18 protein-coding genes and 1 CRISPR repeat array are annotated in these 22960 nt (G+C 39.6%); of the genes, 11 read left to right on the forward strand and 7 right to left on the reverse strand.

The window, feature by feature from the left end; genetic code table 11:
• Positions 1 to 68 precede the first annotated feature (68 nt).
• Genes csx18 through cas2 form a run of 3 tightly spaced genes read left to right on the forward strand, consistent with a single transcriptional unit; the run spans position 69 to position 1627 of the window.
• Positions 69 to 350, forward strand: a complete 282-nt coding sequence (gene csx18 / locus H6G57_RS12420; RefSeq protein WP_190518973.1) for a CRISPR-associated protein Csx18 — start codon at positions 69 to 71, stop codon at positions 348 to 350.
• Between the two features lie 3 nt (positions 351 to 353).
• Positions 354 to 1346 (forward strand): CRISPR-associated endonuclease Cas1, encoded by a 993-nt coding sequence (gene cas1 / locus H6G57_RS12425; protein WP_190518974.1) that lies wholly within the window; start codon positions 354 to 356, stop codon positions 1344 to 1346.
• Complete coding sequence (gene cas2 / locus H6G57_RS12430; protein ID WP_190518975.1) at positions 1346 to 1627, forward strand: CRISPR-associated endonuclease Cas2; 282 nt, start codon at positions 1346 to 1348, stop codon at positions 1625 to 1627. Before cas1 ends, cas2 begins: the two co-directional genes overlap by 1 nt.
• A 316-nt stretch (positions 1628 to 1943) precedes the next feature.
• A CRISPR array of direct repeats spans positions 1944 to 4653; the repeat unit is 36 nt; unit sequence CTCCCCACTCGCTGGGGAAATTAATTGATTGGAAAC.
• 95 nt (positions 4654 to 4748) lie between these two features.
• Here cas2 and H6G57_RS12435 read toward each other — a convergent pair.
• Both H6G57_RS12435 and H6G57_RS12440 read right to left on the reverse strand, forming a co-directional pair.
• Positions 4749 to 5855: a M23 family metallopeptidase gene (locus H6G57_RS12435; RefSeq protein WP_190518977.1), complete on the reverse strand. Its 1107-nt coding sequence runs from the start codon at positions 5853 to 5855 to the stop codon at positions 4749 to 4751.
• Positions 5856 to 5956: 101 nt separating this feature from the next.
• Positions 5957 to 6604, reverse strand: a complete 648-nt coding sequence (locus H6G57_RS12440) for a hypothetical protein (RefSeq protein ID WP_190518979.1) — start codon at positions 6602 to 6604, stop codon at positions 5957 to 5959.
• 181 nt (positions 6605 to 6785) lie between these two features.
• Between H6G57_RS12440 and H6G57_RS12445 the strand changes: the two genes are divergently transcribed.
• Positions 6786 to 7529: an endonuclease/exonuclease/phosphatase family protein gene (locus H6G57_RS12445; RefSeq protein WP_190518981.1), complete on the forward strand. Its 744-nt coding sequence runs from the start codon at positions 6786 to 6788 to the stop codon at positions 7527 to 7529.
• Between the two features lie 104 nt (positions 7530 to 7633).
• On the opposite strand, the gene H6G57_RS12450 is transcribed toward H6G57_RS12445, so the two are convergent.
• Positions 7634 to 9112, reverse strand: coding sequence for a BCD family MFS transporter (locus H6G57_RS12450; protein WP_190518983.1), 1479 nt, complete (start codon positions 9110 to 9112; stop codon positions 7634 to 7636).
• Between the two features lie 145 nt (positions 9113 to 9257).
• Between H6G57_RS12450 and H6G57_RS12455 the strand changes: the two genes are divergently transcribed.
• Together H6G57_RS12455 and H6G57_RS12460 are read left to right on the forward strand one after the other, a co-directional pair.
• Positions 9258 to 9863 carry an alpha/beta fold hydrolase gene (locus H6G57_RS12455; protein ID WP_190518985.1) on the forward strand — a complete coding sequence of 202 codons (606 nt, stop codon included), beginning with the start codon at positions 9258 to 9260 and terminating at the stop codon, positions 9861 to 9863.
• A gap of 123 nt (positions 9864 to 9986) precedes the next feature.
• Positions 9987 to 10544 carry a cyclic nucleotide-binding domain-containing protein gene (locus H6G57_RS12460; RefSeq protein WP_190518987.1) on the forward strand — a complete coding sequence of 186 codons (558 nt, stop codon included), beginning with the start codon at positions 9987 to 9989 and terminating at the stop codon, positions 10542 to 10544.
• An 80-nt stretch (positions 10545 to 10624) separates the two neighbouring features.
• On the opposite strand, the gene H6G57_RS12465 is transcribed toward H6G57_RS12460, so the two are convergent.
• Positions 10625 to 11026, reverse strand: a complete 402-nt coding sequence (locus tag H6G57_RS12465) for a hypothetical protein (RefSeq protein ID WP_190518989.1) — start codon at positions 11024 to 11026, stop codon at positions 10625 to 10627.
• 298 nt (positions 11027 to 11324) lie between these two features.
• On the opposite strand from H6G57_RS12465, the gene H6G57_RS12470 reads away from it, so the two are divergent.
• Entirely contained in the window at positions 11325 to 12902 is a 1578-nt protein-coding gene (locus H6G57_RS12470; protein WP_190518991.1) for a glycosyltransferase family 39 protein, read from the forward strand.
• A gap of 52 nt (positions 12903 to 12954) precedes the next feature.
• Here H6G57_RS12470 and H6G57_RS12475 read toward each other — a convergent pair whose 3' ends face one another.
• The 3 genes from H6G57_RS12475 to H6G57_RS12485 all read right to left on the reverse strand — a co-directional run bounded on the left by H6G57_RS12475 (position 12955) and on the right by H6G57_RS12485 (position 17741).
• The gene (locus tag H6G57_RS12475) at positions 12955 to 14715 is read right to left on the reverse strand and encodes an ABC transporter ATP-binding protein (protein ID WP_190518993.1); all 1761 of its coding nucleotides are present in this window, start codon (positions 14713 to 14715) and stop codon (positions 12955 to 12957) included.
• A gap of 117 nt (positions 14716 to 14832) precedes the next feature.
• Positions 14833 to 17247 (reverse strand): GH116 family glycosyl hydrolase, encoded by a 2415-nt coding sequence (locus H6G57_RS12480; RefSeq protein ID WP_190518995.1) that lies wholly within the window; start codon positions 17245 to 17247, stop codon positions 14833 to 14835.
• 95 nt (positions 17248 to 17342) lie between these two features.
• On the reverse strand, positions 17343 to 17741 hold the full coding sequence (locus H6G57_RS12485) for a VanZ family protein (protein ID WP_190518997.1): 399 nt from the start codon (positions 17739 to 17741) through the stop codon (positions 17343 to 17345).
• Positions 17742 to 17886: 145 nt separating this feature from the next.
• On the opposite strand from H6G57_RS12485, the gene H6G57_RS12490 reads away from it, so the two are divergent.
• The 4 genes from H6G57_RS12490 (at position 17887) to H6G57_RS12505 (ending at position 22772) form a co-directional block, all read left to right on the forward strand.
• Positions 17887 to 21339, forward strand: a complete 3453-nt coding sequence (locus H6G57_RS12490) for a serine/threonine-protein kinase (protein WP_190518999.1) — start codon at positions 17887 to 17889, stop codon at positions 21337 to 21339.
• 82 nt (positions 21340 to 21421) lie between these two features.
• A complete protein-coding gene (locus H6G57_RS12495) occupies positions 21422 to 21631 on the forward strand; it encodes a hypothetical protein (RefSeq protein WP_190519000.1) in 210 nt (69 codons plus the stop codon).
• Positions 21632 to 21637: 6 nt separating this feature from the next.
• Entirely contained in the window at positions 21638 to 22000 is a 363-nt protein-coding gene (gene mazF, locus H6G57_RS12500) for an endoribonuclease MazF (RefSeq protein WP_190519002.1), read from the forward strand.
• 10 nt (positions 22001 to 22010) lie between these two features.
• The gene (locus tag H6G57_RS12505; protein WP_242048959.1) at positions 22011 to 22772 is read left to right on the forward strand and encodes a hypothetical protein; all 762 of its coding nucleotides are present in this window, start codon (positions 22011 to 22013) and stop codon (positions 22770 to 22772) included.
• Positions 22773 to 22960: the final 188 nt, after the last annotated feature.

A 22960-nucleotide genomic window follows, 5' to 3' on the forward strand; every position in this document is an offset into this window, starting at 1 on the left:
AATAAGCTTAAAAATAGCCAAAACATTCAGTTATTTGTAGGACATTAAAACATTATCAAGGAGCTATCATGTATATTTCTAGTCGTGCCATTGTTGTTCGGAATTTTGCGATCGCTATTGTCAATGGAACAATTACCTTAATTATCCTGTTAATTGCTCCAGTGGGATTAGCCGCCGTAATTAGTAATACTTTTTTAGTGACAATTGCCACTTTTTTTACCGCCACTATAGCTGATGGTATTATTCGATTTCTGCAACCTTCTCGCTCTATGGGTGAAATTCCTTTACATCAAAATACGACCTATTCTTCTGAATTAGATTCTCGTTCATCCCATGAGATTGATCGCTAAATTATGTTAACATTGTATGTGTCTGAACAAGGATGTTATCTAACTTTAGAAGCCGAAAGTTTGTTAATCAAAAAGGGGAAGGAAGTCTTAGCAGAAGCTCAAATTCCCCTGCTGGAACAAGTGTTAATTTTTGGTAAATCTCAAGTGACGACTCAAGCGATTCGAGCTTGTTTATTTCGTAATGTTCCGATAGCTTATTTATCTCGCATGGGATATTGTTATGGTCGAATTTTACCGGTTGAACGGGGATATCGGCATCTATCTCGCTATCAACAACAACTGACTAGAGTAGACCGTTTAATTGTAGCTCGTCGCATTGTACAAGCGAAACTGAAAAATAGTCGAGTGATTCTCCAACGCCAAGCTCGTCGTCAATCTTCTGAGGCGATTACTTTTGCAATTCAAAGTTTAAATCATTTGATGGAAAAGGTAATAGAAGCAGAAAGTTGGGAACGATTAATGGGGTTAGAAGGTGCAGCGGCTTCTCAATATTTTTCGGCTTTGGGTGACTGTTTAACTCATCCTAAGTTTGTGTTTACGGTGCGATCGCGTCGTCCCCCTGGAAATCCAGTCAATGCTTTATTGAGTTTTGGGTATCAAGTTCTGTGGAATCATCTTTTAAGTTTAATTGAACTTCAGGGACTTGACCCTTATTTCGGGTGTTTACATCAAGGAACTGAACGTCATGCTGCTTTGGCTTCGGATTTAATTGAGGAGTTTAGAGCACCGATTGTGGATTCATTGGTGATGTATTTAATTAATCGCAATATGATTGATGCAAATACGGATTTTACTTACCATGATGGCGGTTGTTTTCTGAATGATTCGGGTCGAGTTAAATTCTTAAAGGCGTTTCTGCAACGAATGGAGGAAAAGTTAACAACTGTGGCGGGAGAAAATCAACCTCGATGGGATATTTTGACTCAACAGGTGAAGCTTTTTAAGCAATTTGTTTACAACCCGATTGAAGGATACCAACCTTATGAGTTGCGCTGATGTTATTTTATATTGTTGCCTATGATATTCCTTGTGATAAACGTCGTCGCAAAGTGGCGAATTTATTAGAGGGATATGGAAAGCGGGTTCAATATTCGGTGTTTGAGTGTGTTCTACCTGAATCAAAATATCTTGAGTTACAGAAACGCTTGAAAAAACAGGTGAATTTGGCGGAAGATAATCTGCGGTTTTATCCTCTTTCTCGCCATACTTGGGGAAGTGTGGAAACTTGGGGTCAGGGGCCAAAGATTACTGAGTATCCGAGTTCGTTGATTGTTTAAAGAGGTTGGGGAGGCTTAGGAAAGTTTGATGAGCCTCGCCAGCTTTCTGGGTAAGGGTTTCGTTTTTTTGCCCGGACATGAAACCAGGGGTTTGGATGGGGAAGTTTAGGAGGGATCATCAACGAAATCATGGGCTTGCGAGGCTCAGGCAAAATGGCTGTAATACTGATTCTCTCATTGGGAGCCTCGATATTGCTCTGGGTAAGGATTCTGGCGATTTTGGCAGCAGGCAAAATCGGGTTTCAGCCAACGGTTTTCCTGAGCCTCGCAAATGCCTACTAGACAGCCGATGGTGTCTGGGTTTAAAATAGGGGGACTCCCCACTCGCTGGGGAAATTAATTGATTGGAAACTTCAATGATCTCTGTTGTCTTGAAGAAGTCTATACTAGCTCCCCACTCGCTGGGGAAATTAATTGATTGGAAACTGCACTAGAGAACACAGCGCCATCAGGGTACATACGTACCTCCCCACTCGCTGGGGAAATTAATTGATTGGAAACCTTGAGGTACCTAATTTAGTTAAGAGTGTATATACTCCCCACTCGCTGGGGAAATTAATTGATTGGAAACACAATCCCTCCTTATGAGATAGCAATTATAGGGAGGGAGATTAAGGACTCCCCACTCGCTGGGGAAATTAATTGATTGGAAACACAGGAGGTAATAACTTCACTGCAATTGAAGTTATCTCCCCACTCGCTGGGGAAATTAATTGATTGGAAACGAAGGATAATGCGATTCAATAGATAGATATAAGAGAGGTCTCCCCACTCGCTGGGGAAATTAATTGATTGGAAACGGTAATATCAAATGACTATTCTTCTTACTTACTCCCCACTCGCTGGGGAAATTAATTGATTGGAAACATCAAGAATCTGGCAGTCGGCTGCCTTTACGTGGTCTCCCCACTCGCTGGGGAAATTAATTGATTGGAAACTTGTAGCGAGTTATATACATCAATAGCTTCTTGGACTCCCCACTCGCTGGGGAAATTAATTGATTGGAAACTAGGGTAAATCTGACATATCAATTCTCCTATACTCTCCCCACTCGCTGGGGAAATTAATTGATTGGAAACGAGGTCATTGCCATCGAACTTACCGAACTCCAAGTAGCTCCCCACTCGCTGGGGAAATTAATTGATTGGAAACTCGTATTCATCGTAAAGGTCTTCTGGTTCCCACCGCTCCCTCCCCACTCGCTGGGGAAATTAATTGATTGGAAACGGTGAACTGCTTGACTCCAAAGTGGGTGAAACCTTCAACTCCCCACTCGCTGGGGAAATTAATTGATTGGAAACTAGGAACTTATGTAGTTCGGCTGTGTAAGTCTTTAGCTCCCCACTCGCTGGGGAAATTAATTGATTGGAAACAACCACTCAAGAATGGTTTCACTTGCACCAAGAGGCATCGTGACTCCCCACTCGCTGGGGAAATTAATTGATTGGAAACTCTCCCATTCAATGGGAAGACTTAGATATTTCCACCTCCCCACTCGCTGGGGAAATTAATTGATTGGAAACTTAACTATCCCTTTATATTGTTAGGTCATTTCACATTCCCCTCCCCACTCGCTGGGGAAATTAATTGATTGGAAACTGGCACTCTTCTACATGACCTCCAATCTGAATCTGTTTCCACTCCCCACTCGCTGGGGAAATTAATTGATTGGAAACCTTGTTCAGTAATACCTTTAGTAGATGTTAAGTACTCCCCACTCGCTGGGGAAATTAATTGATTGGAAACCGGAGTTGTTGTCCTCAGTTAATTATTGAAAATGATCAACACTCCCCACTCGCTGGGGAAATTAATTGATTGGAAACGAGTGCCACAATTTCATCGTGGCTGATTTCTTGTGCATTAATCTCCCCACTCGCTGGGGAAATTAATTGATTGGAAACCTGAAATAGAGAGAGTTATCTCTCTAAGGAACTCATGTTCCATCTTGACTCCCCACTCGCTGGGGAAATTAATTGATTGGAAACCAGGACGAGCGAGAAGTTCAGCTGCACGTTTTTGTTGCCCTTCTCCCCACTCGCTGGGGAAATTAATTGATTGGAAACTGTGTAGGGATAACTAACTCCCTGAAGGATTGCCCCTCCCCACTCGCTGGGGAAATTAATTGATTGGAAACAAAAGAGAGAAGGTTAGATTGGAACCCACCCCAACTCCCCACTCGCTGGGGAAATTAATTGATTGGAAACTCTTAAAGACAATTTGATTGTTGAGAGACTCACATTCGTCTGGGTCTCCCCACTCGCTGGGGAAATTAATTGATTGGAAACACTGCAGAAGCTGTACCTAACCACCACTCTAAGGTGGCATCATATCTCCCCACTCGCTGGGGAAATTAATTGATTGGAAACTAGAAGTAGAGGGAAGAGGTGAAGAGTAGAAATAGTCTCCCCACTCGCTGGGGAAATTAATTGATTGGAAACCAGTGAGTAGTCGGTAACAAGACATTAAGTTCTCAACTCCCCACTCGCTGGGGAAATTAATTGATTGGAAACAAGCATGATGGCCAAAGGCTTAAGCCTTAAAGCTGTACTCCCCACTCGCTGGGGAAATTAATTGATTGGAAACTTATAGCACCATAATGGTGAGTTGATCCTGGCATAGCTCCCCACTCGCTGGGGAAATTAATTGATTGGAAACAAGGAGAAGAGATGTTTATTAGCACCACCACGACCCTCCCCACTCGCTGGGGAAATTAATTGATTGGAAACACTTCTTCTTCTGTTTGAAAGTACCAATTCCAGTCAACATCTCCCCACTCGCTGGGGAAATTAATTGATTGGAAACACCTCCCACTTGACCACTTCTGAGTGGCAAAGCAGGACTCCCCACTCGCTGGGGAAATTAATTGATTGGAAACAACGGATTCACATTACAAGTGTTGATTATTTTCATTCTCCCCACTCGCTGGGGAAATTAATTGATTGGAAACAGGGGATCTGACAGGTTTTTATAATGAATTTGTAACTCATTGACTCCCCACTCGCTGGGGAAATTAATTGATTGGAAACAGGTTTGGGAAGCGATCGCGATATTCCGACCACTTCCCAGATCTCTCTACTTGCTAGGGAAATTCTATAAAATCCTAGTTTAAATGCACAATATCTTATTGCAATTGCAGTTGTCGTTGAACTTTAACTAAAGTGCGATCGCCTCTAATTAATTGATATTCAGCCTTCCAATTTCCGGGGGTTAAAGGGGATTGAGGATTATTTTTTTTCCCCACATAACCAATCCAAGTTTTACTCGATTCATTCACAAAACTTTCATTATTAACAACTTTTATTCCCTGAGCATCATAAACATTAAAAATCATTTTATCTCCCGTTAATACCCCATAAACCTGTACCCAAAATAACAATGCTGGACTATCTTGGGGTAAAATAGTTTCGTTAAATTTACCCTGCCATAATTCATCCATTGTCGGGGGTTGGGTTGAAAATCCAGCCCGAATTAACCCCGTTGGAATATAGGCTAAGGATTGTTCCCAAATGGGGTTACGAGTCACATTACATCCGGCCGTTGCTTCTGGCCCCACAAAGGGATCAATCACTTCCCCGTTATAACGAATGGTGAGATGAACATGGGGAAAGGAGGCTAACCCAGAAGCGCCAACTGATCCTAAAATTGTCCCTTTCTCAACGGTATCCCCCGGTTTAACCCGCAGGCTTCCCTGTCGCAAATGACAATATTGAGTTTCCCAGCCTGCGCCATTGGGCACAGAGCGATGGTCAATAACAACCCCATTACCGCATTCCGTCCCTTCTACCGCCGTTTTATCCGCTTCCTGTGCAATGCGTTTGTCAACCACGCCATCTCGGACTCGTAACACCGTCCCCGCCGCCGACGCCACCACCGGAACCCCTCTGGCCATGGCTTGTTCGTCTGGTATGGCAAAATCTGTGCCTTGATGACCATCATAGGTTTGCCGTCCACAGCCAAAATCAACAGCCTTGGGACTAGGATCTCGATCTGGGTATAACAAAATAAAGCAATCTTCACCCAGTTGACAATCAATGGGTTGGGCAAAACGGGGGGTTTGGGGGGTTTGGGTAATCAGTTGTTGGGTCATCCCTTCCGCCAGGGTCTGAGCGTGTTGCAGAGAAGACTCAGCCGTTTGTGTGACATTCGGACTCCAACAACTGACTAATACCATTAACCCCAAAGTCAGGAAGAATGCAACCCCGTATTTTTTAGCGCTTGAACTCCTCATATTTAGCCCCGTAGTCAGCCCTTCAGGGCTGTCTTTCCAGACAGAGGCGTGAACGCCTCACTACAATTTAATGGATAGAGGCGTGAACGCCTTACTACAATTTAACGGAAAAGGATATCCGATTGTAAGGTTAAATTCAGGTCCTGACTGGGACGAACCACCACAACATCGACTTTGCGACGTCCGACGAATACTCCGGTAATGGCACCGAGTCCCGCACCCCCTAACACTTCTTCGGTCGCGATCGCATTATCGCCAACAATAGCACCAATCGCCGTCGCTGCTGCTGCTCCAATGGCGGCTCCCCCTAGAATAGACCGGGCTGAAGCTCCTTTGCGAATGGTTTCTGTGCGAGTCACCACTTGAGAATTAGCATCTAAGCGAAATCGTTGTCCAGCACTAATAATCACTTCATTAGCCACAAATTGAGATCCCCCGGAAGCGGGTTTTAATTGTCCGACAATTTCAGCCCCTGCGGGAATCCAGACCCGTCCTTGGCTGGTGACAACATTTTGTGCTACCGTCATCGTTAAAGGAACGGTTTCATTGGGCATCACCACAATTTTTTCAGCTTCTGGATATTCGACTGAAATTACAGTTCCTGCTAAGATTCTATCCCGTTGTAAGGTATTGGGAAAGGATTGAGCCGTGGCTGGAATTCTTGGCAGTAAAGGTATAGCCACGGCTGTTGTTAAACCGAATGCTAGGAAAATTGACAATCCTGAACGTGAAAATTGAGAACTGAACATAAACACAACATCCTTATTTGTTCTTGAGATTAGGTTTAATCCTTATATAACCTAAAGTCGATAGAATTGCTGTATTGTTCCTTTTGGAATCGAGTTTGACCCGAAAAACTAGGATCGTCAAGATTTATTATTGATATAGGGTACAGAGCAAAACTTAATGATATCAGCTTAGTGAAAACCTATGATGATGCAAAGACTCAGGATCGCTACTTGGAATTTGGAGCATCCGAAACCAAAAAGCCCCAAAAAGACACCAGCAGTATTAGATCAAATTCAAACTATAAATGCTGATGTTTGGATCTTGACAGAGACCAATAATCTTGCTGTTGATTTATCAAAAAAGGGCTACTTCAAGTTCTCATCAATTGAATATCAAGATAAGAGATTGGATCAAAATGCTTACACCACAATCTGGTCAAGAATACAGGCTCCTACTGAAATGCTCAAAACATTTGATCCAATCCTCGCTGTCTGTATCAAAGTAAATTTACAAGGCTACAACCTGTTAATTTATGGGACAATTATCACCTGGCATGGCGATCGCGGAATAGATGGAAAATCAAAAAGCTGGGAAGAACATTACCGATCAATTGAACAACATGGAAATGATTGGGAGCATCTAGCGAAAACCAACCCTGATTGCAAACTCATAATTGCCGGAGATTTCAACCAAGCAAGAGATGGTTCACGTTGGTATGGAACTCAAAAAGGAATTGCTTTATTAACCCATGAGCTAAAACGTAACAATCTCGTTTGTTTAACTGATGAAGTTAAGCCCAAAGAACGACATAATATTGATCATATCTGTGTCAGTTATGAACTGCAACCCTATTTCCAAGTTGGCTTTTGGGAAAATATTTCTGATAGTAATGTAACCATGAGCGATCATAACGGCGTTTTTGTTGATGTGGAATTGCCAGCATAACTTGATATTGATTGATCAGTAAGTAAACAAATTAATTACACATTCAGGTTAGGAGATTTTTAAAGTCTAAAATATTGCCTATTCCCCTGATGCGTAGTGCCATACTAATCTAATTCCTGTTCTAATACATTAGCGATCGCTCGTTTTGTATTTTCGCTAAATTCTCGCACATTCACCCGATTTAATAGGACAATTGCCAGGATCATTCCGATAGCTTGAACTGTAAAAACCATTCCATAAGCTAAAACAGGAACCTGAAAGATCGCCCGTCCTAAATCTAAAACAGCACCGCCTAAAACCGTTGCTAATCCTCGCGCCATTGCCTGAGCTAAACCCCAAGCTCCAATAAAAGTTCCAGCCGTTTCAGCTAAGGTTAAATCTAACATTAAATTAATCGCTCCCGCCGTTAGAATTCCTGAACATAAACCAAAGCCTAATAATGACCCTTTTAAAAAGACAGGGTTCGCAGTAAACCCGGCGAAAATGAAGAATATTAAACAAATTGAAACTCCAATACAACCCAGTTTCACTGTATTTTTTTTACCGATACGGGGAACAATTAAAAATCCAGTTGAGGCGATACCCATTAAGGTTCCCATTCCAAAAAACGCATTTAATTGTGTAGTTTCAGACACACACATTCCAAAGACTTCACCCCCATAGGGTTCTAAAACCGCATCCTGCATAAATAAGCTAATCGTCATCACCAACAAAAAGGTAAAAAATAATCCCGTTTGGGGACTAGCGGTTAAAATTTTAAGGGCGCGATTAAACGTAATTTGATCTTCGCGTTCCACAACAGTAGAGCGAAATTGGTAACGAGAAAACCGACGTTCAATACCGATGGTTGCAATTACAGATAATCCGATCACCATTAACGGTATTATGATAAATAACGGAGTAACAGAGGCTTGTAATTCCGGTAAATTTGTGGTTGTTGCTATGGGGTTCTCGGTCAAAATCGCAGCCCCACACAGTTCGGGACGATGAAGAATTTTAGAACTAATAATCGCTCCAATCACAATTCCCACCATTAGCATTGACCAAACAATACTAATTAATTTAGAGCGATTATCTTCATCAGAAACATCAAATAAAAGGGCAGTAAAGGGGGTGGAACTTGCACTTAAAGCCAAACCATATCCGGCAAAAATTAAGGCTAATAAACTCGCCCATAAATAAGCAATTCCATTAAATCCATTAACTTGAATACTCGCCCCTAATTGCCAAACGATTTGTATTGCTAAAAATGAAGCACTGGTAAATAAAATTAACCCAATCCATACATAGCTACTGCGATGATATCCCCATAACGGTTTAGCATCAGACATCTGACCAAACCACACCCTAGCGGGGGCAACAAATTGGTGCATTGCGATCGCCCCTGCTGCAATTAAAGCCGGAACTTTTAACTCATCAATCATAATTCGGTTAATCACACCCAGGGTTAGTAAAGACATAATTCCTAACCCCATTTGATACAAACCTAACCGAAACATGGTAAATAGAGGAATGGGGGGCAAGGGTTTACCCTCTAGGGGATTAGAGGTTGAGGATTGCTCTGAGGAATCACCGATTTTCATGGGTTGTAAGTTAAGACAGCAAGAAGGAAAAACAACTCATTTTTAACAATTTTATTAAAATTTAGGCTGAGTTGCATTTTCTGATTATAATAGAAGAGCTACTGAATTTCAAGTTAAACCAAATTCAAACTCTTTTTGAGCAAAAATGACTAAAGTTTTATCACATTTTATTCAAATTAAAGAAGCAAAAATTCATTTCTTAGAAGTAGGAAACTCTCAAAATCCATCGGTTTTATTCCTTCATGGGGCTAGTTTTAAAGCCGAGACTTGGCAAGAGATTGGAACCCTAGAATTGATGGGTCAAAACCAATATCATGCTATTGCTGTGGATCTCCCTGGATATGGCAAATCTCAATCCTTGAGCGGAAATCGAGTTGAGCTTTTATTAGAGATCATTGATCATCTGAACTTATCAGGGTGCGTGTTAGTCTCTCCTTCCATGAGTGGGAATTATAGCTTACCCTTTATCGTGCAACATTCAGATCGCTTAGGGGGATTTGTTGCTGTTGCTCCCGTGGGTATCCCTCAGATGGTAGAACATTTACAAGGAATTTCACTGCCAACCTTAGCGATTTGGGGAAGTAATGATAGAATTGTTCCATTGGATCACGCAAAGTTACTTCAACAATTCATGCCCAATGTACAAATTGTGATTTTGGAACAAGCCGGTCATGCTTGTTACATGAAAGCAACTCCTAAGTTTCATGAACATCTCATGGAATTTGTGAACCGTATAAACTCTCATTCATAACATTTTATTTATCGGTTTTTTTAGAGTTTATTATTCTTCTATTTTGTAACCGGATAAAATTATATCCTCAAGGTTAAATTCAACAATTTTTTTCTTAATTACTCCTAGGACGATTATTAAAAAATGACTCACAAAACAGAAAAAGCACTTTTTCTTTTAGGCGGACTCAGCGATGATGATCTCAGCTGGATTATCAATAAAGCAAAAATAGAAAAACTGCCCCCCGGCGAACGGTTAATTTATGAAGGACGCCCCATTAATGCCCTTTATTTTGTATTGAGTGGATTGTTAACGGTGGTGATAGGGTCGAAAGAAGATCGAGAATTAGCCCAAATTACCACAGGGGAAGTCGTTGGAGAAGTATCTTTTATTGATAGTCGCCCACCTTTAGCAACGGTTAAAGCGTTAGAAACCACTCAAGTTTTAGCCATTTCTCGTTTTGAACTCAATAGCAAACTTCACCATGATTCTAAATTTGCTGCCCGATTTTATCATGGTTTATCCCTATGTTTAGCCAGTCGGATGCGAGGCACAATTCGACGTTTAGGTTATGATGATCTTACAGAATATGAAATAGATGTACTAGAACCTGAAGAATTTAGTGAACAGACCAAAGAATTTTTAGTTTTAGCGCAAGCTAAATTTAATTGGTTAGTTCAAAATCTCCGAGCTAGGGAATAAAACATCAACTATTTAGAGGTTCACGATAGCAGGAAACCGTTCATTGCTTACTGTTCCCTGTTCCCTGTTCCCTGTTCCCTTTACGAGTCATCCTGGGTTGAACTAATCCACTTCCAAAAGGGATGAGTTGGCCCCTGTTTCAGAATTTTAAAGACTTGCTGTTCTAAACGGCGTTGATAGGCGGGAGAAACCCCGAATAAAATGTTGCGACTATGCCAGACTAACGTTGCTGTTGTCATACCCATACACAACCCTAACCCCAAAGCAGCAAAACGATTATAAGCTAAACCATAACGAACCGCAGACCAAGTAAAATGGTTTTGCCAAAGGGCAATTTCTCCGCGCAAAGCCCACAGACTTAAAGGCGCTACGGTAATCCACAAAATTCCAATGACTAACCATCGGGTGTAAACCGTAAGTCGATGCAATTTTTGCACTTGAGCATTAAACATTGAATCATCTGGCGAAGGGTTTAATCCCATTTGGCCTCCTGCTTTTTAACCCCTATCTGCTGTGGCATGAGGACTGCCCTCATGGGTCAATTTTAGAACAGCTTTCACTTATTACAATTTATTGATGACCTCAGTAAACTCCTTCTCCTGATTCATTGATCTTTACATAAGTAGGTAGGCGGGATTAAACTTGTCCATGTAACAATATGTAAAGGAGGCTTAGATCAGCCATTAGAGAGCGTTAGAACGATTTATAATCGTTTACATAGGGAGTTTTTATAGAGCCTACCTACTTACTTTCGTTTTTTATACCTATTGACTTAAAACAATGCCAACATTTGAACCGCAAACGCCGCGAATCCGATTTGTTTATCATCAATTACAATCCCCAGCATTTCGACAATGGGTTCCTTTGATTTTAATTGTAATATTAGGAACAATATTACGCCTTGATCAGATCGGCACCGAAAGCATTTGGGCCGATGAACATTCTAGTATTCGAGATGCAGAAAGCTTAAAACTTAAACCTCGGCTTTTTTATTCTTTATTTCTGCGGTTTTGGATGGTGTTTGGAGAAAGTGATAGTTGGTTAAGATTATCTTCTGTTCCCTTCAGTTTGGGTGTGATTGTTCTTGTATATTTACTCACTTTAAAAGTGGCGAATCGTTGGACAGCTTTAATGGCTGCTTTGATGATGGCTGTTTCTCCTTTTTTTGTCGGTTACGCTCAAGAAATTCGGATGTATTCAATGAGTACATTTTTCTCTTTATTGGGAACAGTTGCTTTAACCGATGCTTTAGAAAAGCCTACCAAACAATCAATCGTTGTCTGGATTATGGGTCGATTATTTTCGCTTTTAGCAACCCCCATTAATGTGTTATTAATCGTTCCTGATTTAATTTTGATTATTTGGAGATTTAAAAATCAAAAAGAAACTTTAATTAGGATAGGACAAGGATTAATTGTTCTGGGATTAATTTGGCTTCCTTTTGCCTATACGTTAATTAAAGCCATCCCCAACTTTTTAAATGATTGGATTGCTAAAACTCCCAAGCCAAACCTTTTATTGATTCCCGGTAAATTAATTAACTTTACTGCTTTTTGGAACATAAAAGTAGTGCGAGCATGGTATGAATCTAGTCAGAATCTAACAGGGTTAGGATGGGAAAAATTGGTTTATTATTTTTATGTCTTTTACAATCTAATTTTAGTCTTTTTACTAATCCTTGCTTTACTCAAAGTCATTAAACAAGTTAGACGAAAATCAACTCAACCGAAATTATTGTGGATTGCAACTTGGGCTATTGTCCCCTTTCTAATGTTGTTGTCAGGCTCCTATATTAGCGGTTCATTGATGGTTGATCGATATTTAGCCTTTATTGCACCCTATTACTTAATTCTAATAACGGTGGGATTTCAAACTATATTTCAAAAATATCGTTTAATTGCTTGGGGTCTTGCCGTGGTTTATTTAATCGCACTAACGGGAGGATTAACCCATTATTATACCCATTTATATCATGATGATTGGAAAGGAATTGTAGCGTTAATTGAAGCCGAGAAAAAACCAGGTGATGCGATTGGATTTTATGCTCTAGGATGGGAACCCCATCTAGCTTTACCCCGCTATTATCAAGGGTCATTGCCACTCCAATCTTTAGCTAATCCCCATATCGATTATCCTCAAAAACTAAATGAAGAATTCGCCTCTAAAATATTAGATTCATTACCGAAAAATCATTCTCGATATTGGTTGGTCTTGTATCCCGAAACCGATGTAGAAATGATTCAGAAAGTTATGAAAGAAAAATATGAGGTTTTACGTCATGAAGTTTATCCTAATCTCATGAATGGTTCTCCTCAAGTATTTTTAATCCAGCCTAAAGAGGCTAAAATTTTAAAATAATGATATAAAAGATATAAGAGGAGGTTTAATTAATCCTTTTTAAACTTAAGGTTTATGACTCAAATTGTTGAGCATAAAATAAAGCATAACGTTCGCCTTTTTCTAATAGTTCTTGATGGGTTCCTGATTCCACAATTTGACCTTGTTCTAAGACTAAAATTCGAGTAGCCCGTCTAACCGTTGCTAAACGATGAGCAATAATAAAAACAGTTCGATCCTGCATTAATCGTTCTAAGGCTTCTTGAACTAACGCTTCTGACTCCGAATCTAAGGCTGATGTGGCTTCATCTAAAATTAAGATTCTAGGGTTTAATAAAACAGCCCTAGCAATGGCAATTCGTTGTCGTTGTCCCCCAGATAAATTCACTCCCCGTTCTCCAACCAGGGTTTGATAGCCATTGGGAAACTGCATAATAAACGAATCCGCATTGGCAATTTTTGCAGCGGCTTCCACATCTTTTAAGTCATAATAAGCTTGACCAAAGGCAATATTTTGAGCAATGGTTCCTGAAAATAAGGTAATATCTTGGGGAACAATCCCAATTTGTCGCCGCAGACTTTTTAAGGTGACATCTTGAATATCAATATCATCAATTTTAATAGTTCCTGACTGGCGATCATAAAATCGGGGTAATAAACTCACTAAGGTTGTTTTTCCGGCTCCCGACGGCCCCACTAAAGCCACCATTTCCCCTGGTTTAACACATAAATTGAGATTCTGTAAAACTGGTTGATTGTTATCTTGACTTTGAGAAAAATCCGTTTTAGGATAAGTAAAATTAACGTTATAATATTCGACTTTTCCGGTCACATGGGGTAAAATAAAAGCATCGGGTTTTTCAAGAACCGTTGGCTGCACGGCTAACAGTTCAAAAATGCGATCGCAAGAAGCTTGACCTTGTTTAAAATCACTATAATTACTCGTAGTTAAAGAGATGGGATCAATTAATAACGCCACCGCCGCAATATAACTAATAAACCCACTTCCGGTTAAATTTCCTTGGGAGATTTGCCATCCTCCTAAAAAGAATAACAAAATCACACTCATGGCTTCTAAAAAGCCAACCACTACAAATTGTAAAGCTTTGACTTGTTCAGCTAAATATTTGGCTTTGCGATTTTGTTCCGCTTCTAAACTAAAGCGATTAATTTCATATTCTTCCGCCGCAAATGCTTGGACTAACCGAATTCCTCCAAACACTTCTGTTAATAACGCGGCTAAATTAGAAACTCGGTTTTGGCTATGGCGAGTAAAGGTTAATAATTTTTCGCCAAACCAACCAATTAACACCGCCATAAACGGGGCAATAATTAACGTGGCGAGGGTTAATTGCCAATTGAGATAAATCATATATCCCAAAACTACAATTAACTGTAAAATACAAGGAACAAATTGATGGAAAAATTTATTAATGACTTCCCCAATACGGTCAATATCTTCCGTGAGGCGATAGGCGAGATCCCCGGTTTTTGTAGTTTCAAAATAGCCAATATTCAGCCGTTGTAAATGACGATAAACTTGTTTTCTTAATTCCAGAGAAATCGTTAAGGCAGCTTTTGCCATCAGGGTATCCTGACCATATTGTACCGTTCCCCGCACCAGGAAAACAACGGCCGCTACTCCCGCTAATTGAGCGATAGCAGAGACATTTCCGGCGCCAATATAACCTGCCATTTGTCCGGCTAACCAGGCTAATAACGGCCAAAATACGGTAAAGGCAAGGGTACAAACCAAGGCTTTAGCAATTGTTTGTCCTTGGGTGCGAATATAAGGAATTAATTCCCGGTAACTAGAAGGTTGTTTTTGTTTCAAGTTGCGATCGCCAAAACACCTTTTTTAACCTATCATATTTTAGCCCAGAAACCGGGTTGATCAACAAAAGATCTTGTTTGAGCCGATAAATAACGATTATAAACCCGGTTTCTTGTATTAGGTATTGTCTGAAGTTTTTAGCTCGCTTAATTGATAATAAATTGCCCAAATTGCCATCGCTCTTAAATAATGACTGGCGCGAAATGTGCCAACGGCGGTAATGGCTTCGGGTGTGCGAAATTGTAAACCATTTTCATAGATTTGTTTAACCACAACTTCCGTTAATTCTAACGCTTCAGCTTTCATTCCCATTTGTAAGAAAAACGCAGCCAACCCAAAATTAATTCCTGTCCAAACTTCTAAGGGGTGAGTATCTTGAGGATTAACTGCTTCTCCCGTCGGTCTAACACCATTGGCGGCACCAAATTGCCCATTATGAAACTTTTTAAAACAGGAATCATAAACCATTTTTAAAGCCGAAATTGTACAATCAGTAGGAACAATATCCGGTAATTCTAATAATCTAGCATAAAATTGACCACACAATTGATCAGCCATGACCACATCAGAACCACTCTCACTATCCAAACGATAATATTGACCATTCCAAAGGGTTTTGTGATACAAAGGTTTAGCCGTTTCTAACCAAGCTTGATAGGTCGGAAGAACGCTTTTAGGAGACGGGGTAACGGTTTCCTTTTCTAGTGCTTTCCCCATGGCAATCATCGCTTCTAATGCTGCTAACCATAACCCCCCACAATAGGCACTAATTCCCTGTAATCTCCAATCATCAAAAGTTTGATCCGGTGCGCCACTATTTTCGGGAATTGAATCTTGATCTAAATCAAAGGTTTTTAGATAATCCAGGGTTTCAACCATCGCTGGCCAGCAATCTTTTAAAAACTCGTAATCTGTTCCCCCCGTTAATAGGAAATCCCGATAAACTTGCAACACAAAATCACAGGGTAAATCCTTCCAAAGGTTACAATCTTGATAACTGGTATAATTGGTTTTTTCCCAAGGATGTTCGTTCGGCGCGCCTAAATCATGGGGGGTTGCACCAACGGCTTTCCGAATGGCAGAGGCTTGATTATAACCAATAATTCGTGGGGTATTATCGCCTTGAGAAATTGCACGGGAATAGGCAATTAATATCGATTTTTCTAACTCCGGCCATAACATTAATAAAGAAAATGACCCATATAATCGCACATCTAAACTTTCATACCAGCGATAATCTAAACATTCTAAAACTGCAAATTGACCGACAGGATCACGTTCATCAGCAGCAGTCCAAAGCGCACCTCCATCCGTTAGTAAATATAGCTCATTAAAGAGTGCCATTTTAAACCAATTGGGTAAATCTTGACGCTGTAAAATTGGGTTTTGCCACAGTTCAATCTGTTCTCGCCAAGTATCAGAATGCTTCATCGCCGTGCGAATCATTGACCAAGCATTGTGACCATTTCGACCAAAAAAATCAGTATAACGACGATAATAATTAATTCCTGATGCAAATTCAGTAATGGGTAAATCCCAGGCTAAATAAAACGGAATTTTGCGTGTTTTTCCGGGTCGAATTGTAAATTTAACCGCTAAAGCAACGGCAATTCGCTCTCCTTCTTTAGCCGGATGTTCACTTTCTTGATCTAATAATGTGCCATCTTCGGCAAAACAGTGCCAAATGTCTTCTCCGCTTCCTGTGGGGTTCCAACGGGTTTGATAATACACTTCAACCGCAGGGTTTATAATGGTGGCAATTGCCATTTGTCCTTCCCCTTCTCGCACTTCTTCATTAGTGCTGAGACGAGTCATTAAACAGCCAATGCGATGAAAATCTTCAACTAATCGATTAACACTTCCGTCACTATTTCCCCACCGAGGTTGATATTCATAAACTGGGCTACCATCGTCTCTAACTTTCACTTCAGGACTGGCTAAACTATTGGTAAACCATCCAATTGTATTTTCCCAAGTTAATAAAATACTTAAGGTAATCGGTTCATCCGTTGGGTTGTGAGCAATCCATTCAAAAATTGCAATGGGATAACTACTTTCTTGATAGTTTTTAGCCCAAACCGGAGAAAATTGTTCACAAGTTAATTGTGCAGAAAAGACATTTTCATAAACAAACCAACTGCGGGGATATAACGCATGATAAATTCCCGTTTGTTCAGGATAATTTGTAGGATTAGGATACCAATTCCACGCCGCTAAACTTCCATCTTCTGGGGGTTCTGTTGATAAAGCACAAGCTTTTTTTTGACCGTTGATTTCTTCAAAAACACTAAATTGACAAGCGGGAAGATTTCTAAAAATATGTTCTCCCCCGTCCAAATGCCAGAGGTTAAAATCTCCTCGTGAAGACCGTCCAATACAACCTGCACCCAACCCCCCTAACGGCATTCCGTGCCAAGGGCCATCATCTAAATTACTGGCGTAGCGAACGGTATAAGGTTTTTCCCACCCTAAACCAATGGGACGACTCCAAGTAGACTCAGGAATATTGTTAATAGGGCTAGAATGGGTCATGCGGTTAAGGGATAATGCTATTTAAAAAAAACTAAATTCCCCATTTGGGATGTTTTGAATTTTCTCACAATTGAGTTAAATAAGCAAGAGCAATTTTATTTCCGCAGTCTGGTTTTATGATAAAAAATCCATAATTCTGCCAAATAATAAAATAGAATAATCCCGATTAAACTTGCACTCAAATCAATAATACTGAAGGTACGATTGGGTAAATAAATTTGTGAGATTTCTTCAGCAATAGTTATAAGGGTAAATAAAAACGGCCCCAGGGGAATAAAAATCTTATTAATTACAATCTTTTTTCCTCCCAAGGCTAAATGAGTTAAAAACGATGCAATTCCATATAAAATAAAATGTCCATAAACATCATAATGAGGGATTTTCCCTAATAAATCATAAGGTAAATTTCCCCCATTGGCTGTAATTACAATTAACAATAACAACAGAAAATAGAGAAGAAAAGCAATTTGCCAAGGTTTTTGAGACGGTTTCATGATCAACGCATTAATTCAGGGTTTACCCTAAATCTACCACCGCTTCCTTGAGGATTTCGGATGATTAACAGTAGAAAGGCTTGACGACTTAAAAATGTAATTTGTGTTATAAATAAATAGATGTTTTCTTATAGATAACTAAGTTATGCCACCTCGCTTCATCAACGATCGCTATGCTTTATCCCCCAACCCGCGATCGGGTGGAATGGCTCATGTCTACCGCGCCAGAGACTACAATCAAGAAGAACGGCTAGTTGCGGTAAAAGAATTCAATCGCGGGCAAATTGAAGCAGATATTCTAGCCGAATCTTTCAGACGTGAAACCCTAGCTCTCCAAGAGTTAAAACACCCTGGAATTGTGGAGCTCCTTGATTGTGGAAAGGATGAAACTACGGGTAACTATTTTCTAGTTCTGGAGTGGATGGACAAGGATTTGCTAACACTTCTAAAAGAATCTCCCCCGGAGGGTTGGGATTCTTTCTGGAAAGTGGTAGCACTACCCGTGTTGGAGGCTTTGGCATTTTCCCATAGTCGAGGCATAATACACCGGGATATTAAACCTAGCAATATTTTAGTAGGAAGTGACGGTAAACTCAAACTTGCTGATTTTGGCATATCTAAGCTTAAAAGCTATTTGCAACCTAGCATTACTCTTAAAGACTTTGTATCGCGTACATTCACACCGCCAGAATTTGATGATGGTTCCTATACCTACACCCGCGATGTTTTCAGTTTTGGTGTATTGGTTTTGAAGTGTTTAACTAATATTCAACTTATAGATCATAATAATATTTCCACCGCTCTAAAAGCGTTTAATGCACCCTCTGAAATCGTAGAAGTAATCGAGCGTGCTGTTTCCTTAGACCCCACAGAGCGTCAGCGTAATGCAGAGGTATTGTTAGCTGAAATTAATGCTATTCAAGGGAAGATAAAAACAGGAGAAATTAAAAAACGTCCTTGCTTTATTGAGCTTATACCAAAGTGCTTAGACCGACTTAGGAATGAACTTGAAATTTCTTCTGAAGTTGAAATTAAGAATCTTATCCTTGAGGATCTCAATAATGAATCTGGTTGTGGAATTCGTCCCTATAAATTTAAGGACGACGCCAACGATGCTGCGTCCCGTGAAGATCACTACGAAATTTATGGTATTTCCTATCGATATCATATAAAAATAGATCAAAACCAACGACAGCACCTAGTTATTTTGAATGCTTGGTCTACTTCTTACTCGCAATTAGAACAACGTCGAGAACGTTCTTGGATTCTTCCCTACGAGTTCAGATTTGGAAAGCCACGGAATTTATATGAAGCAGAAGATGTAATTCGGGATTTAGAGGATGCAGTTATAGAGCATGAAGATAACTTAAAAGAACAGGAAGATGAGAAAGAAAAGCAACGAATATTTCAAGTTTGGTGGGATATTCTTAGAGCTAAAACAGATTGGGAAAAAAATAGAGAGAAACCGATTAAATACAAAGGCTTTACTCGTGATGGAAACCGTGTTACTTTTGAATTATCAGAACTTCCAGAAGATGATCTAGGTGGACAACCACGCCATGTGACAAACCCCAAAGGAATTAGCATCTTGGGGGGAGATGTTGAGCAAGTTATCGGTGACAAATTGACTCTTTATATTAAATATGGAGAATCAGAAAGACTCCCACAATCTGGAGAATTACGTTTTGATACTCGTGCTGCTAAAGTTGCCCTAAATCGACAAAAAAATGCCCTGGATGCGATTAGATTTGACAGGGGAGTACGTTCAGACATTCGCCAATTACTTGTTAATCCCCAAGAAGTTCGTGTTCCTGATTTAGAAATGGATGTGCAGTTTGTTCAATCTCTGAATCAATCGCAGGAAGAAGTTGTTAAGGCTGCACTTTCTACAGAAGATTTTCTAATTGTTCAAGGGCCACCAGGAACAGGAAAAACAACATTTATTACAGAAGTTGTTCTGCAAATTCTTAATCAAAAACCTGATACTAGAATTTTGCTGAGTTCACAAACTCATGTTGCACTAGATAACGCCTTAGAACGAATTAAAGTGAAAGATCCTAACTTGAAATTGTTGCGAATTGGCAACCATGAAAGGGTATCAGAAAATGTTCATTCCCTCTTACTCGAAGAACAGATGGAACAGTGGAGAGAGTCTGCGATCGCTAAAGGACAGGAATTTATTGATAATTGGTCAGCACAACGAGGTATTTCTGGGCATAACAGTGAAATAGCCACACTATTTCAAGAAATGAGAAATCTGGGAATAAAAATTGAAACTTTCAGGGAAGAAGTTAATGCCTGGAAACAGGATTTAGATGAAATTCTAGCAATAAATTACGACACAGAAAATCCAGATTCATTGTTAGAGGCTAATATTCCCAAAGATAAGCTAGAGGAATGTCAGAGTATTGAAGTGGAAATTAGCATCCTACGTCAGCATTTAAAAGAAGCGCGACAGCAACAGAAAGAAAAAGCCAAGCAGTTAAAAGAATTAACCGGAAGTAGTATCAATCAACTTTTGAGATTATCGGTTGAGGAGATAGAAGAGCAAATCAATCAACTCATTGATCAAAATAATTCAGATTCAAAAATGCTCCAAAACTTGCTAAAAATTCAAACAGAATGGTTTGAGAAGTTCGGTCGAAATGACAAATTCAATATACCTTTAATTAAGCGATCGCAATTAGTGGCAGGGACTTGTATCGGCATTCCTAGAGAGATTCAAGACATAGAATTTGACCTTTGTATTGTTGATGAAGCTTCAAAAGCTACGGCGACAGAAGTATTAGTTCCAATGGCGCGATCGCATCGCTGGATATTGGTTGGCGACCCTAAACAACTGCCACCCTTTAAAGATGAAGTTAGCAGAAATTCCGCCTTTCTGGAGGAATACGAACTAACTCAGGATGATATTCGAGAAACCCTATTTGATCGACTTCTGAGAACACTCCCAGATGGGTGTCACAAGATGTTAACAATTCAACATCGGATGGTTGCACCAATTGGCAATTTAGTTAGTGAATGTTTTTATGAGGGTCAGCTAAAAAGTGCCAGGACTGATATAGATAAAGACCTTGTTAAAATTCTACCGCAACCGGTTACTTGGTTAACAACAACAAAACTTAAAAATTCTCGTGAACAGTCTGTCAATTCTAGCTTTAACAATACCTGTGAAGTGAAAGTCATTGTTGACTTTCTCAAACAGCTAAATCAGACAGCAGTAAAAGCCGAAAAAAAATATAGTGTGGCTGTTTTGACTGGGTATGCAGCACAGCTAAAATTACTTAATCGTAGCCTTAATTCAGAAGGAAACAATTGGCAAGCATTAACAGTTGAGTGTAATACAGTAGATGCGTTCCAAGGACGCGAAGCTGATATTGCATTGTATTCTGTAACTCGTTCTAACAGACAAGGTAAAGTAGGTTTTCTGCGCGATTCAGAACGATTAAATGTGGCTTTATCCAGAGGTAAAGTTGGTTTAGTTATCGTCGGAGATCACCACTTCTGTCGCACCTCAGACGATAACCCGTTACACCGAGTTTTAGAGTATATTGAATGTCACCCTGAAAATTGCGCTTTAACCGAGCCTGGGTTATAATTTTTGTATAGCCTTTATCGGGTAAATAGTCTGTATATTACTCATTTGATAACTGGTAAATTACGAAATAAGTAGGTGTTCAATGAATAGCCACAAAGTAACATTAGAAATTTCGGAAACCCTTTTTGAGCAACTCTCTTTACTAGCTGACCTAAAAGAAGAATCAATAGAATATTTAGCAATTGAAATTATTGCTGCTAAATTACCTTGTTTAATTCAAAGAGAGAGTCAATTGAAGCAATTATTAGAAGCAATCAAACCTGATAGCATTCATAGTGAAATTGGGTTATAATAATATATGAATTCTGATAATCCTCAGTTGTATATTCCCCGTCAAGGTGATATCATTTGGATTGACTTTATTCCGCAAATCGGCAGAGAACAGGCAGGTCGCCGTCCAGCTATTGTTATCTCAAAAACAACATATAATCGCCGAGTTGGACTAGCTTTAGTCTGTCCAATTACTAGCCGAGTAAAAGGTTATCCTTTTGAAGTAGCAATTCCAGAAGGATTGGCAGTATCAGGAGTTGTTTTAGCCGATCAAATTAAATCCTTTGATTGGCAAGCAAGGCAAGCAGATTTTGCTTGTAAAATACCTCCAGAAGTCCTAATTGAAGTAGTTGCTAAATTAATGAACCTATTACCCGAAATAGAGATTTAGTTAAATAAATATGACTTTAGAAAATGTCGATCTTACTCCAGAAAAACTGCGTCGCTACGATAATCGTACAGGCTTCGATTTAGTGAGTTGTAAACAAGTCGGTTTACCTGTTTATAAAATTACTGTTCAAGCTCTAACTCAACTGCATAAACCAATTCCACCGATAGAAGAATATGTCTTGAAATCAATTAATGCTGGTTTATCCTCTGAAACAGATATTGCTGGATTTCTTGGCCTTGAATTGCCTATTGTCAGGGATGCAATGATCAATTTAAGGATGAGTGAGGATATAGACCTCATCGCTCCTGATGGCTCTCAGATACAGGTTTGGAAGTTGACGAAAAAAGGTGAAGGAACACTCCGCGAGGCTAAAATTATTGTTCCAGAAGAGCGAACATTTGATATCAATTTTGATGGACTTTTACGGTATCCTCGCTGGTACGGAAGGTTAGAGTCAGGTTTACTTAAGCAAAAAGACTTGCGTAATCAAGACATGATAGAAATTGATCCCTTTCCGAAAAAGTCCCCAGAAATTTCCGATCTTAAACTCAAAGATGTAGACAAAATTATTCGCCAGATTGACAAAACAAGCAAAGCGAGAGTTAAGCAAGAGCGAGACCTTTTAGCCTTGAAAGCTATTGAGCGCAGGTCGATATTTTTTCAACCCGCTTTGATGCTGATTTATAAGGCGAAAGATAGTGATAATATTCATGTATCTTTTGCGATTGATGATGTTATTTCTAATGATCATGAAGAAATTTGGTTCTTCTAGGCTGGTTATGATAACTTAATAATAAAGAAAAAATCAAGAAGGGAAAAATTTTTAAAGTTAAATTGAGTGAAACTGATGATGGAAGATTGACATAGACAGTATTTTATGGTATTAAATATTGACTAAATCACTAAGAAAAAAAATTTTTTTATAAAAATGCCATCTAACTCCCTACTTTATTTTATTAC

The organism is Planktothrix sp. FACHB-1365, from assembly GCF_014697575.1.
Classification (GTDB): domain Bacteria; phylum Cyanobacteriota; class Cyanobacteriia; order Cyanobacteriales; family Microcoleaceae; genus Planktothrix.